Source organism: Corynebacterium sp. ACRQP, assembly GCF_022345915.1.
Classification (GTDB): Bacteria; Actinomycetota; Actinomycetes; order Mycobacteriales; family Mycobacteriaceae; genus Corynebacterium; species Corynebacterium lehmanniae.
In genome coordinates, this window is the sequence record NZ_JAKRMZ010000002.1 from 35,554 (window position 1) to 49,376 (window position 13,823).

Annotated in this window: 15 protein-coding genes; 9 read left to right on the forward strand and 6 right to left on the reverse strand. The window is 66.8% G+C overall.

The features are described 5' to 3' along the window. Positions 1–86 precede the first annotated feature (86 nt). Positions 87–413 carry a heavy-metal-associated domain-containing protein gene (locus MHY23_RS01525; protein WP_063936943.1) on the reverse strand — a complete coding sequence of 109 codons (327 nt, stop codon included), beginning with the start codon at positions 411–413 and terminating at the stop codon, positions 87–89. 283 nt (positions 414–696) lie between these two features. Here MHY23_RS01525 and MHY23_RS01530 point away from each other — a divergent pair, with 283 nt between their 5' ends. From MHY23_RS01530 to MHY23_RS01540, 3 genes are all read left to right on the forward strand, one after another. Then, a complete protein-coding gene (locus tag MHY23_RS01530) occupies positions 697–906 on the forward strand; it encodes a heavy-metal-associated domain-containing protein (protein ID WP_034997583.1) in 210 nt (69 codons plus the stop codon). 170 nt (positions 907–1,076) lie between these two features. Further along, on the forward strand, positions 1,077–3,413 hold the full coding sequence (locus MHY23_RS01535) for a cation-translocating P-type ATPase (RefSeq protein ID WP_070471924.1): 2,337 nt from the start codon (positions 1,077–1,079) through the stop codon (positions 3,411–3,413). 290 nt (positions 3,414–3,703) lie between these two features. Beyond that, entirely contained in the window at positions 3,704–4,045 is a 342-nt protein-coding gene (locus tag MHY23_RS01540; protein WP_269511641.1) for a metal-sensitive transcriptional regulator, read from the forward strand. Positions 4,046–4,359: 314 nt separating this feature from the next. Here the strand turns inward: MHY23_RS01540 and MHY23_RS01545 are convergent, their stop codons facing one another. Continuing rightward, positions 4,360–5,610 carry an LCP family protein gene (locus MHY23_RS01545; RefSeq protein WP_239306121.1) on the reverse strand — a complete coding sequence of 417 codons (1,251 nt, stop codon included), beginning with the start codon at positions 5,608–5,610 and terminating at the stop codon, positions 4,360–4,362. Positions 5,611–5,641: 31 nt separating this feature from the next. Further along, positions 5,642–6,340 (reverse strand): CPBP family intramembrane glutamic endopeptidase, encoded by a 699-nt coding sequence (locus MHY23_RS01550; RefSeq protein ID WP_239306122.1) that lies wholly within the window; start codon positions 6,338–6,340, stop codon positions 5,642–5,644. A 17-nt stretch (positions 6,341–6,357) separates the two neighbouring features. Between MHY23_RS01550 and MHY23_RS01555 the strand changes: the two genes are divergently transcribed. The 4 genes from MHY23_RS01555 to MHY23_RS01570 are packed head-to-tail and all read left to right on the forward strand — an operon-like array spanning position 6,358 to position 9,415. Continuing rightward, the gene (locus MHY23_RS01555) at positions 6,358–7,260 is read left to right on the forward strand and encodes a DUF2891 family protein (protein ID WP_239306123.1); all 903 of its coding nucleotides are present in this window, start codon (positions 6,358–6,360) and stop codon (positions 7,258–7,260) included. Positions 7,261–7,281: 21 nt separating this feature from the next. After that, positions 7,282–8,172, forward strand: coding sequence for a hypothetical protein (locus tag MHY23_RS01560; RefSeq protein ID WP_239306124.1), 891 nt, complete (start codon positions 7,282–7,284; stop codon positions 8,170–8,172). Continuing rightward, the gene (gene pheA / locus MHY23_RS01565; protein WP_181889250.1) at positions 8,169–8,996 is read left to right on the forward strand and encodes a prephenate dehydratase; all 828 of its coding nucleotides are present in this window, start codon (positions 8,169–8,171) and stop codon (positions 8,994–8,996) included. The genes MHY23_RS01560 and pheA overlap by 4 nt, the downstream gene beginning before the upstream one ends. A 2-nt stretch (positions 8,997–8,998) precedes the next feature. After that, positions 8,999–9,415 (forward strand): hypothetical protein, encoded by a 417-nt coding sequence (locus MHY23_RS01570; RefSeq protein WP_181889249.1) that lies wholly within the window; start codon positions 8,999–9,001, stop codon positions 9,413–9,415. Here MHY23_RS01570 and MHY23_RS01575 read toward each other — a convergent pair. The 3 genes from MHY23_RS01575 to MHY23_RS01585 are packed head-to-tail and all read right to left on the reverse strand — an operon-like array spanning position 9,412 to position 11,630. After that, on the reverse strand, positions 9,412–9,759 hold the full coding sequence (locus MHY23_RS01575) for a metallopeptidase family protein (protein ID WP_239306125.1): 348 nt from the start codon (positions 9,757–9,759) through the stop codon (positions 9,412–9,414). The genes MHY23_RS01570 and MHY23_RS01575 overlap by 4 nt on opposite strands. Before the next feature lie 2 nt (positions 9,760–9,761). Continuing rightward, positions 9,762–10,892, reverse strand: a complete 1,131-nt coding sequence (locus MHY23_RS01580; RefSeq protein WP_239306126.1) for a septum formation family protein — start codon at positions 10,890–10,892, stop codon at positions 9,762–9,764. A gap of 9 nt (positions 10,893–10,901) precedes the next feature. After that, positions 10,902–11,630: a GntR family transcriptional regulator gene (locus MHY23_RS01585; RefSeq protein WP_239306127.1), complete on the reverse strand. Its 729-nt coding sequence runs from the start codon at positions 11,628–11,630 to the stop codon at positions 10,902–10,904. Positions 11,631–11,734: 104 nt separating this feature from the next. On the opposite strand from MHY23_RS01585, the gene serS reads away from it, so the two are divergent. Next, a complete protein-coding gene (gene serS / locus MHY23_RS01590) occupies positions 11,735–12,988 on the forward strand; it encodes a serine--tRNA ligase (RefSeq protein ID WP_239306128.1) in 1,254 nt (417 codons plus the stop codon). Next, on the forward strand, positions 12,988–13,821 hold the full coding sequence (locus tag MHY23_RS01595; protein WP_239306129.1) for a 1-acyl-sn-glycerol-3-phosphate acyltransferase: 834 nt from the start codon (positions 12,988–12,990) through the stop codon (positions 13,819–13,821). The genes serS and MHY23_RS01595 overlap by 1 nt, the downstream gene beginning before the upstream one ends. Positions 13,822–13,823: the final 2 nt, after the last annotated feature.

Here is a 13,823-nt window from a genome sequence, read left to right on the forward strand (position 1 = left end):
TATGGTGATCTCCGGAATGGTGGGGAGTGCTCATGAGGTTCCTTCCGCATCAACCCGGTCGGGGTCGAGATGATGGGTAAAACTGATCAGGATAAGACGGTGTAGCCGGCTTCTTCGATGGCCCGGCGAACCATCTCCGGAGGTACGGCACCGGTGACCGTGACGGTGGAAACACCACCAGCGGCGAGATCAATCTGGACGTCGTCGACCTGGGGGAGGGCCTGAAGGGCCTGGGTCACGCTTTTCACGCAGTGCCCGCAGGTCAGGCCGGTGACCTGGTAGCTAGGGGAGGATCCTCCTGCTGACGAGTCGCTGGCGGCAGGGGTGGAGGCGGTGTCGGCATGTGAGGCGGGTCCGCAACAGCTGCAGCCGTGGGAGGCCATCGGCAAGAGGTGGGGCGGGGAGGTGGTCATGGGAAAGCTCCTATGGGTCGTTGGGATGCGGTAACGCTCGTTAGCATATACCCCCCGGGGGTATATTTTCAAGGGGTGGAGGGCACGGCCCTCACGCGGGGCAGGGTGTGGTCACCGAGCAGCCTCCTCACTGTCGGGAGGGGACAGCGGGAGGCGGAGGGCAAACACCGCTCCGCGACCGGGTCCGGGCACCTCCTTGACTGATACCCCCCATGGGTATAGGTTGAAGGTTGTTGGGCATCTCCACTCCTGCCCTTCAGGACATCAAGGAAAGGATCATCTGATGAGCGCCGTAACAAAGAAGTACATCATCGAAGGCATGACCTGCGGACACTGCAAGTCCTCCGTGGAGGAGGAGATCGGCGAGGTCGCCGGTGTGACCATGGTGGAGGCCACCGTGGATACCGGGCAGGTGACCGTCACGGGTGAAAACTTCACCGACGACGATGTTGTCGCCGCCGTCACGACAGCCGGCTACACCGTCAAGCCCTAATCCCTGGGCCCGGTCCCCGCCTCGCGTAGACACGGCCGGGCCAACCCTGCTGGATATGCCCATCAGGCCCAGCCATGCCGGTTCGATATCCCCGACGGTGCATCTGTGGGCGGGCCTTTTGGGACCTCGGAGATGCACCTCACGACTGTTTACTGAAGGACTGATCACTGATGATTCAAACTCAACCGTCGGTTGACCTACTCCAGGTCGATCTGGGCGTCACCGGCATGACCTGTACGTCGTGCTCAGGGCGGGTGGAACGCAAGCTCAACAAGCTCGATGGCGTGGAGGCCACCGTTAACTTCGCCACCGAATCCGCCTCCGTCAGTTACGACCCCACCAAAGTCGACGCCGATCGGCTGATCGAAACCGTGCGGGGTGCCGGGTACGACGCGTTCACCATGGGGGATCAACACGCCTCCGCCGTGGACAGCGGTCCGGAGGAGGACACCGAGGTGGTCGGTGACCGCCACGAACAGGCCCGCGAGGCCGAGGCCACAGACCTGAAGACGCGTCTGATCGGGTCGACGATCCTCTCCGTTCCGGTGGTCGCGATCTCGATGATCCCGTCCCTGCAGTTCATGAATTGGCAGTGGGCCCTGCTCGTCATGTCCACCCTGATCTACTTCTACGGTGGCGCCCCGTTCCACCGGGCGACCTTAACCAACCTGCGTCACGGCTCGACCACGATGGACACACTCGTGTCTCTGGGCACTACCGCTGCGTATCTGTGGTCGCTGTGGGCCTTGTTTTTCGGCAACGCCGGGCACCCCGGCATGGTGATGGAGATGAGCCTGCTGCCCCGCGATGACGGCATGGACCACATCTACCTCGAGACCATCGCCGTAGTCATCACCTTCCTGTTGCTCGGCCGGTGGTTTGAGGTCCGCGCCAAGGGCCAGTCCTCCGCGGCGCTGAAGTCCCTGCTGGACATGGGTGCGAAAGACGCCGCGGTGATCCGCGACGGTGAGGAAGTCCGCGTCCCGGTCTCCCAGCTGACAGTCGGTGACGTCTTCGTCGTCCGCCCGGGTGAGAAGATCGCCACCGACGGTCGTGTCATCGAGGGCACCTCGGCCATCGACGAGTCGATGCTGACCGGCGAGTCCGTTCCCGTCGAGGCCGCCCCCGGCACCCCGGTCACGGGCGCGACGATCAACACCTCCGGTCGACTGCTGGTCGAAGTCACCCGCACAGGTTCGGAGACCACGCTGTCCCAGATGGCCAAGCTGGTCACTGACGCCCAGGCGAAAAAAGCCCCGGTCCAGCGCCTGGTGGATAAGATTTCCTCGGTCTTCGTCCCGACGGTCATTGTCGTCTCCATCATCACCCTGATCGTCCACCTCGCCGCCGGCAGCGGGGCGAACTGGGCCTTTTCCGCCGCAGTCGCGGTGCTGATCATCGCTTGCCCATGCGCCCTGGGACTGGCCACCCCGACCGCCCTGCTGGTGGGCACCTCCCGGGGCGCGCAGCTGGGCTTGTTGATCAGGGGCCCGGAGGTCCTTGAATCCACCCGCCAGGTCGACACCATCGTCATGGACAAGACCGGCACCGTCACCTCCGGGGTCATGTCGGTCACCGGCGTCCACGCCGCCGACGGCTACACCAACAACGAGGTCCTCGCCTTGTCGGCGGCCGTCGAAGCAGGTTCCGAGCACCCCATCGCCAAGGCGATTGTCACCGAGGCCGAGCGCTCCGGGAACATCCAGGAGGCCACCGACTTCGACAGCACCGCCGGCCGGGGCGTCACGGCCACCGTCAAGGGTCACGTCGTCACCGTGGGCCGTCCCGCCGGCCAGCTGCCCCGTGACCTCACCACCGCCTTCGACCACGCACAGTCGCAGGGCGCGACCCCGGTGGCCGTCTACGTCGATGACCAGCCCGCCGGTGTGGTCGTGGTGCGCGATGTCATCAAAGACTCCTCAGCGGAAGCGGTCGCCCAGTTCCGCAGGCTGGGGTTGAGGCCGTACCTGCTCACCGGCGATAACGCGAAGGCCGCGGCCGCCGTCGCCCAAGAGGTGGGCATCGATGCGGCCAACGTGAGTGCCGAGGTCATGCCGCAGGACAAGGTCGCGGTCATCGAGAAGCTACAACATGAGGGCAAGAAGGTCGCCATGGTCGGCGACGGCGTCAATGACGCGGCCGCCCTGGCCCAGGCCGATCTGGGTCTGGCCATGGGGGCGGGCACGGATGTGGCCATCGAGGCCTCCGATATCACCTTAATGAACAACGACCTGCGCTCCGCGGGCGATGCCATCCGTCTGTCACGTCGCACGCTGGGCACCATCAAGGGCAACCTGTTCTGGGCGTTCGCCTATAACGTCGTGCTGATCCCGGTCGCCGCGATCGGTTTCCTCAACCCGGGGTTGGCGGGCATTGCGATGGGCTTCTCCTCGGTGTTCGTGGTCTCCAACTCCCTCACGCTGCGTAGATTCAAGTCCTCCCACGACAACACAAGTTCCTCACCGCAGCCCGCTCGCCCCTCCGTGCGGCAGCCGGTCACCGCCTAATCCACATCCTTTTCTAGCGATAAGGAACCCCGTGTCCCCCTCCTGTGGCTGAGTCCCTCCAATCACACTCAGACCTCCGTCCCCAAGTACCTGCTCCTGACCTCTCCCCGGCCCCACCCGGCAGGCCCCTCCGGGCCGACAATCTGCCGACTACTTATCCGAATAACGCCACAGGGCGTGGGGACCATGAGGTCCTCATGCCTCATTCCATGCCCTCGGGCTTTCCATCCTGATCGACCCGCAACTGACTCAGGACATACCTGCCCCCTTTTTTCAGCAAGGAGACCATTGTGGATACTCGCACCCCTGATCAGGCCGCTTCTTCCTCGGGTGGGGCCGACACCTGTCACACCACCCATGGCTACATCAACGACAAGGATCGCTATCTCGCCCGCCTCAAGCGCATCGAGGGACAGGCCCGGGGCCTGCACAGCATGGTCGACGAGGAACAGTACTGCATCGACATCCTTACCCAGATCTCCGCGGTCAATGCTGCCCTACGCAGCGTTGCCCTGGGACTACTCGATGACCACATGAAACACTGCGTCCGTGACGCCGCCAAGTTAGGAGGAGAGGAGGCCGACGCCAAGTTCCAGGAAGTCACCGACGCTATCGCCCGTTTCGCCCGGTGACAGGCCGGGACCCGGCCACCACACCCCCGTCGAGAACGGCGGCCAGGCCACTCTGACCGCCCCTGTTGCCGGCTGGAGGCTTCGGAGTCCTGCTGCTGGCGGCGACATGATCGGGTTGATGGCCACTGTTGCTGCTGGTCGAAAAGATCGCGCCACTGAACAACCTTGACCACATCCCCACCTGCAACATCAACCGGTGCTGCCCCCAACACTCCAACTTTTTGTCCGCGCTCCCAAATCGGTTGGTAGCCGGATCTAGGTAGCCGGTTTTCCGCCTGTGGACGCTTGTTGCGCCAACCGCCCCGCTCGGCGCCCTACCGCAGGGAAGCGAACAGCGCTTCGGCCGCGGTGTCGTCCCAGAGCACCACGTTGCCCACTTCGGTGTCGGTGAACCCGCCGATGGGCACGGTCTCGGTTTCCAGGCCGCCGCGCAGCGCGATGACGATGCGGGCGAGGTTCCACGCGTGGTCGTCGGAGTTGACCGTCAGCAGGCTGGGCGTGACCCACAGCAGCCGCGCCATGCGGAACGGGTTGAGGTAGACAGACGGCGACAGCACACGCGTGACCAGGGTGGTCATGAACTCGCGCTGGCGTGCCACGCGGTCCAGGTCGCCCTGGGCGGTGGCGCGGGTGCGCACGTAACCCAGCGCGGTAGGGCCGTCCATTTGCTGGCAGCCGGGTTGGAGGTTGATGTTGGCCAACGGGTCGTCGATGGGCTCGGCGACGCAAATTTCCACGCCGCCCGCCGCGTCGACCACGCCGGCGAGGCCGCCCATGCCGATCTCCGCGTAGCGGTCCACGTGCAGCCCGGTGTTGTGCTCCACGGTTTCCACCAGCAGCTGCGGTCCGCCGATGGAGAATGCCGCGTTGATTTTGTCGTAGCCGTACCCGGGCACGGGCACGTAGGAGTCGCGCGGGATGGACACCAGCGTCGGTTTTCCGCGCAGCGGCAGGTGCATCAGCATGATGGTGTCGGTGCGTACGGTGCCGAGGTCGCCGCCGGTGCCGAGGCGTTCGACGTCCTTTTCGCTTAAGCCCGTGCGCGAATCGGAGCCCACGAGCAGCCAGTTGGTCCCGGAGGTGCCGGAGATTTGCTGCTCGGGCATGGCGGTTGTGCGGTTGAGGCGCGCGTCCGCGATCAGCACCGAGCCGATGAGCAAGGCGATGACCAGGGCAAGTACTGCGCCGCAGCCGGGGAGCTTTACTTTGCGACGTTCCTTCGGCCCCCGCCGCCTCCGCTTCGACACCTGCAGTGGGACTTCCTCCGGGGCGGGGCGCTGCTGCGCCGTCCGGCTGCGCGGGTGCTCCGGCGCGCGGCGCGGCTCGTAGGCGGCGGGGGGTTCGTAGACGGTGTGGCCCGGCTCGACCCGCTGCGAAACCCTGCGCGCGCGGGGTTCTACGCGCGTGAATTCGTCGGGGTGGCGGGTGGCGGGATCGCGTCGAGAAGCAGTTGTGCGACGGCGAATGGGGCGACCGTAGCGGTCCACGAGGGGCTTGCCGTCTTTGCCCAGCACGAACTCGCCCGCGTTGTCGCGGGGGTCGTTGGAATGGGGCGTAGTAGACATGCGCTTAGTGTAACCAGTGTGACGGAAGTGTTTAGATTCCGAGCCACGACAGGTCCAGCAGCGGATAGGCGATAAACGCCACGGCATCGATGAGAAAGTGCGCCATGATCAGCGGCCACACCCGGCCAGTTTTGTGGAAATACCAGGCGAAGATTACGCCCATGACAATGTTGCCGACACCCGCGGAGACCCCCTGGTACAGGTGGTAGGACCCGCGCAGCACCGCCGAGGCCGCGATGAACTGCCACGGTTTCCACCCCAGCTGCTTCAGGCGCGTGACCAGGTACATCACCACCACGATCTCTTCGCCGAAGCCATTGGCGAAGGACCACAGCAGTGAGGTGGGAATCTGCACCGCGGCGGTAGTCGGCACCACCACCTTGGACAGACCCAGGTGCACCGCGGCGACGTAAAACGCCAGGCCGGGAATCCCGATCAACGCCGCGAACCCGGCCCCGCGCCACAAATCCGCCCAGCGGGGCCAGCGCCAACGTTCCTCCAAAAGGAACCACGCCAGCCCGCCCCACGCGAACAGCGTCAGCGCGGAAGTCGCCTGCAGCGCCAGGTCCAGCCAGGGAACCGTCGAAGCCGCGTCGTGGATGGTGGTGCTCTGCTGGTTCAGTGGGGCTTGCAACAGCGAGTCCACAAGCCGCAGCGCCGCGCGCAGCCCCGCGGTGCCGAAGGTGACCGCGAGGACGAGCACGATTTCGAGCTTCAGGCGCCGAGTCATGCGCTAACTTTAACGCCATGCAGGATTCGTGGGCGCGCACTATCACGCAGGTTGTCGGCCAGGAGTATCCCGCCGCCATGCACCATGAGCAGGCCGGCCCCGGCCACCCCGACCCGCGGGCGCTGCATCCGGCGTTCTGGGGCTCGTACGACTGGCACTCGTGCGTGCACATGCTCTGTACCGCGGTGAAGCTGCATGTGCGTATCGACGACCACAGGCTCGCCGACCTCCTCGACGAGCGCCTGACCGCAGAGAACATCGCCGCCGAGGCCGGGTACCTGCGCGCGCATCCCCTATACGAGCGGCCGTACGGCTGGGCGTGGGCGATGCAGCTAGTCAAGGTGTGCCGCGGCACCCGGTGGGAGGGGGCGCTCGCGCCGCTTGAGGCCCAGCTGGAGCGCAACATCGCCGCCTGGCTGGACACGCAGCAGTGGCCGGTGCGCCACGGCGTGCACTCGAACTCGGCGCTGGCGCTGCTGCTCGTCCACGACGCCGCGCCGGCCTTGCGCGAGCTGGTGGAGCGCACCGCTCGCGCCTGGTTCGGCGCCGACCGCGCCTACCCGCACACCTGGGAAGTTTCGGGCCACGACTTTGTCTCCAACGGCCTGGCGGAGGCTGCCCTGATGCGCCGCGTGCTGCCGGCCGGCGAGTTCGCCGCCTGGCTAGACGGCTTCCTCGCGCCAGAGGCGTTCGCGTTCTACACCGCGCCGATTGAGGTCGCGGACCCGGAGGACGGCCAGCAGGCCCACCTCATCGGGCTCATGCTCACCCGCGCGTGGTTGCTGCGCGAAATTGGGAGGCCGCAAGGTACGCAGAAGCTTATCGACGCAGCTTCGCCCCACCTGACCGGCCAGAATTTCATGGCCACGCACTGGCTGATCACCTACGCGCTGCTCGCCGAAGACGCGCCGGGAGCGTGACATTCGTGTACAAACGTGGCTATGGGAGCCGGTGAGAACCCCCGGGCGGGCAGCCCGAAAGAGCCGTACCAGCAGCTGGTGCGCACCATTGTCGAGCAGATTTCCAACCACGTCCCGGTGGAGGCGTTCTACTCCGTCGTGATCGCCCACGAGGGCAAAACCTACGTCGCCGCGATGGTCCAGCTTGCGGGCCAACCGCCGCAGACCGCGACGATCGACTACGAGAACGAGCACCGCGAGCTGTTCTACGAGGTGTTCTGGCAGGAGGTCGCGGAGACCGGCCAGGGCGGGCCGACGCAGATCTACGCCGCCAGCTTCGCGCCCAAGTCCAACTCGTTTGTCTACCACGGCAGCCACCCGTACGACCCGGCCCAGGGCGTGCCGGATGCGGCGGCGCTCCAGCGCTTCGCCCAGGGACTTCACGGGGCGCACATCAACACAATGGTGCACGCCCACCTCATGGAGCGCTCAGCCATGAAGCCCGCGTACCGCCCCTCGGGCGCCCACCTCACCGAGGCGCTGTTCACCCGGCTCGGCTACGAGGTCAACGAGCAGGCGAAGTACTTCGGCGCAGACTGGGCCGCGCTGAACGCCTTCTTCGCGCTTTCCTCCGGCCCAGACGGCACGAAGCTCGAGCAGGTGGACGCGATTTTTTACATGGAGAACCTCTCCTACATCTACGGTGTGTTCTCCCGCGCCGAGCTTGAGCCCTTCGCCACCGCCTACATCGACGCGGTGGCGGACGGAAAACCGTTCCACCACGCGCAGGTGCAGATCACCGTAAACAGGCAGAACGGCGAGTTCACCAGCAGCGTGTCCTGGGACGATTGGGCCGAGCGCATCCGCACGACCGCGGAGAACTGGAGGGACGTGGCCAACGACACCCACCCGCTGATGCAGAGGCAGCCATGACCCGCGTCGCCTATTTGGGCCCTGCGGGCACGTTCACGGAAGAAGCCGCGCGCCGCTTCGGCATCGAGGGCGCGCAGTACGTGCCCGTCGAGTCGCCGGCCGCGGCTCTCGCCGCCCTGGACGCGGGCGAGGCGGAGTACGCGGTGTGCGCAATCGAGAACTCCATCGACGGCGCGGTGACCACCACCATGGACGCGCTCGCCGCCACCGAAAGCGCGCGCATCGTGGGCGAGACCGAGCTCGCGATCGCGTTCGCGGTAATGACCAGGCAGGGGCACAAGCTTGACGACGCCCTCCGGCTGGCCACCCACCCCGTCGCCCACCAACAAGTTAAGCGCTGGATCGGAGCGCACGCACCGAAAGCGGAGTTCATCCCGGCGCCGTCCAACGCCGCCGCGGCGAAGATGGTGGCTGACGGCGCCGCCGACGTCGCCGTTGCTCCGGAGCGGGCGGCGGAGCTGCACGGGTTGGAGGTGCACGCCCGCGGTGTCGCTGACGCGGAGACGGCGCGGACCAGGTTCGTGCTCGTCGCAAAGCAGGCTGCTTCGCCGCAACCCACCGGCAACGACCGCACCGCGATTGTCTTCCGCACGAAGAACGAGCCCGGCGCGCTGGTGCGCGTGCTGCAGGAATTCGCGGCGCGCGGGGTGGATATGACGCGCATCGAGTCGCGGCCCACGCGCGAAGAGCCGAACACCTACGACTTCTTCGTGGACCTGGCAGGCCACGCAAGCGACGCGGCGGTGGCGGCGGCGCTTGAGGCCGGCGCCGAACGCACTACCGAGATGCGGCCGCTAGGCACCTGGCCGCGGGAGGGACGATAGCTATGGCATTTACTATGCCGACGGACAGGTACCCATGGGCGGGTAACGCGGTTGAGCGCTTCGAGTACGAAGTGCGCAGCCAGATGCACTATGTGTCGGAGAAGTTCCCGCTGAGCTTGTTCATGGGGTGCAACCCGAGAGGGCAAGTGTTCTTCTTCGTCCTCGGGGAAAGCGACGGCCAGGTGGGGCTGGTGGAGCTCGACTTTGAGGAGCAGCTGCACCGCCTCATGTACGAGGTGCTGCTTCAGCGCCGCCCGGACGAGGACCCGTGCTGGGGCCTTGCGGTGCACTACGACCCGGACGCGGACGAGATCCAGTACCGGGGCCTCGACGGCCTCGGCGCCATGGGAGATGAAGAGCGCGCGCTGGAGGTGCAGCGGGTGGCCAAGGAGATGGGCGGGCTCGCTTCGGAGAGTTAGCCCCAGCCGAGGGCGTGGAGCTCGTGCTCTTCTAACCCGAAGTAGTGGCCCACCTCGTGCAGCACGGTCACCTTCACCTCGTGGCGCAGCTGCTCCTCATCCGCGCAGATCGCCTCGAGGGCGTTTTTGTACACGAACACCGCGTCCGGCAAGAACCCGGAGTGGTTCGAGTGCTGCTGCGTTAGCGGCACCCCCTCGAACAGGCCGAGCAGGGTCGGATTGTCCGGGTTGTAATCCCGCGCCAGGATCACCATGTTTGTCATGTGCTGGGCGAAGTTGTCGGGGATGGTGTCCAACGCGTCGTTGATCATCTCCTCGAACGCCTCGTCGCTGACCGGGAGCATGGCTACTGCACCGGAGCCTGTGCGGGTGCCTGCGCGGGGTCCTGCACACCTGCTGCTGGGTCCTGCGCAGCGCCGGCGGCGGGATCCTGCGCAGCGCCAGCGCCAGTGCCGGCGGTGGGCGCTGGGGCAGCCGAGGTCTGCTGGTCCCTCAAGGGGCGGCGCTGGGGGCGTTCGGGGGGCGGAGCGTCGTCGATAAGCAAATGCTCGCGGCCCTGCGTCGCAGACCCGGTGAGGTTGGCGAAGCCGCCCTCCGGGCGCGAGAACATCAGCGCGCAGTTGACGCTGCGGGAGCCGCCCTCCCAGGCGGCGGGGGACTGCGTGGTCCAGAACGGTCGCAGCGCGATCTGGTAGAGGTTCTCTTCGCTGCCGAGGTACTCCTGCGCGGCCTGGGTGCACACGTCCTGGAGGTGCTTGTCCTGCTCCTCAACGGCCGGGGTGTGGTCCGGGAAAACCTCATCGAGCGAGACCGTGCTGGTGATCTCCAGTTGGTGCGGGTCCGCGCACTTGACCGCGGTGAGCGTGTTGGAGGCGTCGATGGACACGCACTGGCCGGGCTCGAACACGCGGGCCTGGTCCTGGTCCACCACACGCCCAGACGTCAGGATCGGCTCGCCGGCGCGGTCGGTCTCCTGCAGCCCGCACAGCATCGTGCGGTCGCCGCGGGCCCACGCGTCCGCCGGCGGCAGGATCGGTGCGATGGAGTAGCGGCCGTTCGGGTCGTACTTGCCTTCCAGATAACGCAGCGTGCCGGCGCCGCACAGCTCCTCGCGCAGCTGGGCCTGGCGCGTCGGGTTCGGCATCGGCGCCTCCGGGCCGAACTCGGAGGTGGGGTAGGTGGCCAGGTTCTGGCGCAGGGACACCTCGAAGCGGTGCTCGCCCTCGCAGTCCGCCTGTTCGAAGCCGGTGATCGTGCCGTCTTCGGCCACCTGCCAGGTCAGGCAGGCCCCGGCGTCGGCGGTGGTGAACGTCGCCGCTTGGTCGGGCGAGACGGTGGAGCTGGCGGTGGTGGAGGAAGCCTGGTCCCCAGTGTCAGTCTCCGAGGTGTCGGCGGCGAGCGTGTACGTGCCCGCGCCGACGGCACCCGCCAGTGCGGCGATGAGGAAGGAACGCAGCGCGCTCTGTTTCGAAGCCATGGCGGCCTATTATTCCACTTCTCGCGCTACCCGAGTAGTCAGCCGGTAGCGGTCCGTGCGGTACACCGAGGAGCAAAACTCCACGTTGTGCGTTCCTGACCGGGCGAAACGCACGATGTGCAGCAGGGCTGTGTCCGGTTCGACGTCTAGCAGCGGGGCGTTGTCCGGCCCGGCGGTGACCGCGGTGACGGTCTGCTCCGCCTCCGTGACGCCCAGGCCGTAATGCTTGTCCAGCAGGGTGTAGACGGAGTGGTAGACGTCGTTTTCCAGAAGGTCCGGCACCAGGGTGGCGTTGTACCAGGCGTCGTCCACGGCGTACGGTTCGCCGTCGCCAAGCCTCAGCCTGCGCAAACGGATGTGCGTGGCGGTGGGGGCGGTGCCGAAAAACTGCGCGACCTCCTCCGGCGGGGTGGTGCGCTCGCACAGCAAGATGCGTGACGACGCCTCCACGCGCTGCGCCCGCATCTCATCCGAGAAACTTGCCAGGTGCAGGCGCGACACCAACGGCGCCGGGGCGACGAACGTGCCCTTGCCGCGCACGCGGCGCAGCCGGCCCGCCGCCACCAAGTCCCCGATCGCGCGGCGCACCGTGATGCGGGAGACTCCGTACTCCTCCTCCAGCGCGCGTTCACCCGGCAGCGGGTCGCCGGGGGAGAACTCCGCGGCAATGCGGGACTCCAGAAGCGAGCGGAGCTGCTCGTGCTTGGGCACAGGGCCGTCTGCGATCGGGAGGGTCATACGCCCACCATAGCGCACTGGTTATGACCGGACGCCGTTATGCCATTGCAGCGTCGGTTTCAGGGTCGGTTGCAGGGTCGGCAGACAATGTAAGGTGAACAAGCGTGATTGATCTGAAGCGTGTGCGCGAAAACCCCGAGGCTGTCCGCGAGTCCCAAAGGGCCCGCGGCGAAGACCCTGCGCTTGTGGACGAGCTGCTGGCCGCCGACGAGGCCCGCCGCTCCGCCATCCAAAAGGCGGACGAGCTGCGCTCCGAGCAGAAGGCGTTTGGCAAGAAGATCGGCCAGGCCGCCCCCGAGGACCGCCCGGCGCTGCTGGAAGGCTCCAACGAGCTCAAGGCCCGCGTGAAGGAGGCCGAGGCGGAGGAGGCCGCCGCGCAGGAGAAGCTGGAGAAGCTGCAGTACTCCATCGCCAACATCATCGAGGGTGCGCCGGCCGGCGGCGAGGAGGACTTCGTCTTAATCGAGCACGTCGGCGAAGTGCCCGAGTTCGACTTCGAGGTCAAAGACCACCTGGATCTCGGCGAGGCGCTCGGCATCATCGACATGAAGCGTGGCACCAAGGTCGGCGGCGCGCGCTTTTACTACCTGGCGGGCGACGGCGCCTGGCTGCAGCTGGGCATGCTCATGCTCGCCGCCCAGAAGGCGCGCGAAGCCGGCTTCAAGGTGATGATCCCGCCGGTGCTGGTGCGCCCGGACGTCATGCAGGGCACCGGCTTCCTGGACGAGCACGACGAGGAGATCTACTACCTCGAGCGTGACGACATGTACCTGGTGGGCACCTCCGAGGTGGCGCTAGCCGGCCTGCACCAGGACGAGATCATCGACCTGTCCGACGGCCCGCTGCTCTACGCCGGCTGGTCCTCCTGCTTCCGCCGCGAGGCCGGCTCCTACGGCAAGGACACCAAGGGCATCCTGCGCGTCCACCAGTTCGACAAACTGGAGATGTTCGCCTACTGCAAGCCCGAGGACGCCGAGGAGATGCACCAGAAGCTGCTCGGTCTGGAGCGCGAGATGCTCGGCACCGTGGAGGTGCCCTACCGCATCATCGACGTCGCGGCCGGCGACCTCGGCTCCTCTGCCGCCCGCAAGTTCGACACGGAGGCATGGGTGCCGTCGCAAGGCACGTACCGCGAGCTGACCTCCACCTCCAACTGCACCACCTTCCAGGCCCGCCGCCTACACACCCGCTACCGCGACGCCGACGGCAAGACCCAGACCGCCGCCACCCTCAACGGCACCCTGGCCACCACCCGCTGGCTGGTAGCCATCCTGGAGAACAACCAGCAGGCCGACGGCTCCGTGCGCGTGCCCGAGGCGCTGCGCCCGTGGGTGGGCAAGGAAGTGCTCACGCCGTAATGGATACGCGCCGATACCGCGGCTTCACCGTCCCGCGGCTCTACGAAGGCATCTCCGCCAACCGCGACGAGGCCGTGGAGAAGTTCTACCAGGGCCTCGTCGGCTTCGCCCGCCGCCTCATGCGCGCGGCGAACATCGAGGTCACGGTCATCGGCGCCGAAAACCTCCCGGCGGAAAGCGGCGCGATGCTCGCCGGCAACCACACCGGCTACGCCGACTTTATCCTGATGGGCACCGGGCCCTACCTGCACGGCGAGCGGCTCGTGCGGTTCATGGCTAAAAAGTCCGTCTTCGACGTGCCCGTGCTGGGCCGGCTGCTCAAGCTGATGAAGCACGTGCCGGTGGACCGCGCCCACGGCGGCGCCTCCATCGCCCCAGCGGTTGAGATGCTGCGCGAAGGCAACCTCGTCGGCATCTTCCCCGAGGCCACCATTTCGCGGTCGTTTGAGCTGGCCGACTTCAAAACTGGCGCCGCGCGCATCGCCCACCAGGCTGGGGTGCCGCTCGTGCCGTGCGTGATGTGGGGCTCGCAGCGCATCTGGACCAAGGACCTGCCCAAACACTTCCGTGACGTGCCAGTCATCGTGCGCTACGGCGAGCCCGTCGCCCTCACCGGCGACGCCGAGGCGGACACCGCCGAGCTGAAGCGACAGATGCAATTGCTTCTCGACGCCTCACGGTCCGAATACGCCTCCCTCTACACCGACGGCGCGGGCGAGGCATGGATGCCGGTCGCGCTCGGCGGCACCGCGCCCACGCCGGAGGAAGCCGAGGAGCTCTACGCGAAGGAGCGCGCCGAGCGCGAAGCGAAGAAGCTGCGTAGGAAAGGTTGATG

Excerpts from the sequence above, each read along its gene's own strand:
- MHY23_RS01525 (WP_063936943.1), bottom strand. The coding sequence starts at position 413 with ATGACCACCTCCCCGCCCCACCTCTTGCCGATGGCCTCCCACGGCTGC.
- MHY23_RS01530 (WP_034997583.1), top strand. The coding sequence starts at position 697 with ATGAGCGCCGTAACAAAGAAGTACATCATCGAAGGCATGACCTGCGGA.
- MHY23_RS01535 (WP_070471924.1), top strand. The coding sequence starts at position 1,077 with ATGATTCAAACTCAACCGTCGGTTGACCTACTCCAGGTCGATCTGGGC.
- MHY23_RS01545 (WP_239306121.1), bottom strand. The coding sequence starts at position 5,610 with ATGTCTACTACGCCCCATTCCAACGACCCCCGCGACAACGCGGGCGAG.
- MHY23_RS01550 (WP_239306122.1), bottom strand. The coding sequence starts at position 6,340 with ATGACTCGGCGCCTGAAGCTCGAAATCGTGCTCGTCCTCGCGGTCACC.
- MHY23_RS01555 (WP_239306123.1), top strand. The coding sequence starts at position 6,358 with ATGCAGGATTCGTGGGCGCGCACTATCACGCAGGTTGTCGGCCAGGAG.
- MHY23_RS01560 (WP_239306124.1), top strand. The coding sequence starts at position 7,282 with ATGGGAGCCGGTGAGAACCCCCGGGCGGGCAGCCCGAAAGAGCCGTAC.
- pheA (WP_181889250.1), top strand. The coding sequence starts at position 8,169 with ATGACCCGCGTCGCCTATTTGGGCCCTGCGGGCACGTTCACGGAAGAA.
- MHY23_RS01570 (WP_181889249.1), top strand. The coding sequence starts at position 8,999 with ATGGCATTTACTATGCCGACGGACAGGTACCCATGGGCGGGTAACGCG.
- MHY23_RS01575 (WP_239306125.1), bottom strand. The coding sequence starts at position 9,759 with ATGCTCCCGGTCAGCGACGAGGCGTTCGAGGAGATGATCAACGACGCG.
- MHY23_RS01580 (WP_239306126.1), bottom strand. The coding sequence starts at position 10,892 with ATGGCTTCGAAACAGAGCGCGCTGCGTTCCTTCCTCATCGCCGCACTG.
- MHY23_RS01585 (WP_239306127.1), bottom strand. The coding sequence starts at position 11,630 with ATGACCCTCCCGATCGCAGACGGCCCTGTGCCCAAGCACGAGCAGCTC.
- MHY23_RS01595 (WP_239306129.1), top strand. The coding sequence starts at position 12,988 with ATGGATACGCGCCGATACCGCGGCTTCACCGTCCCGCGGCTCTACGAA.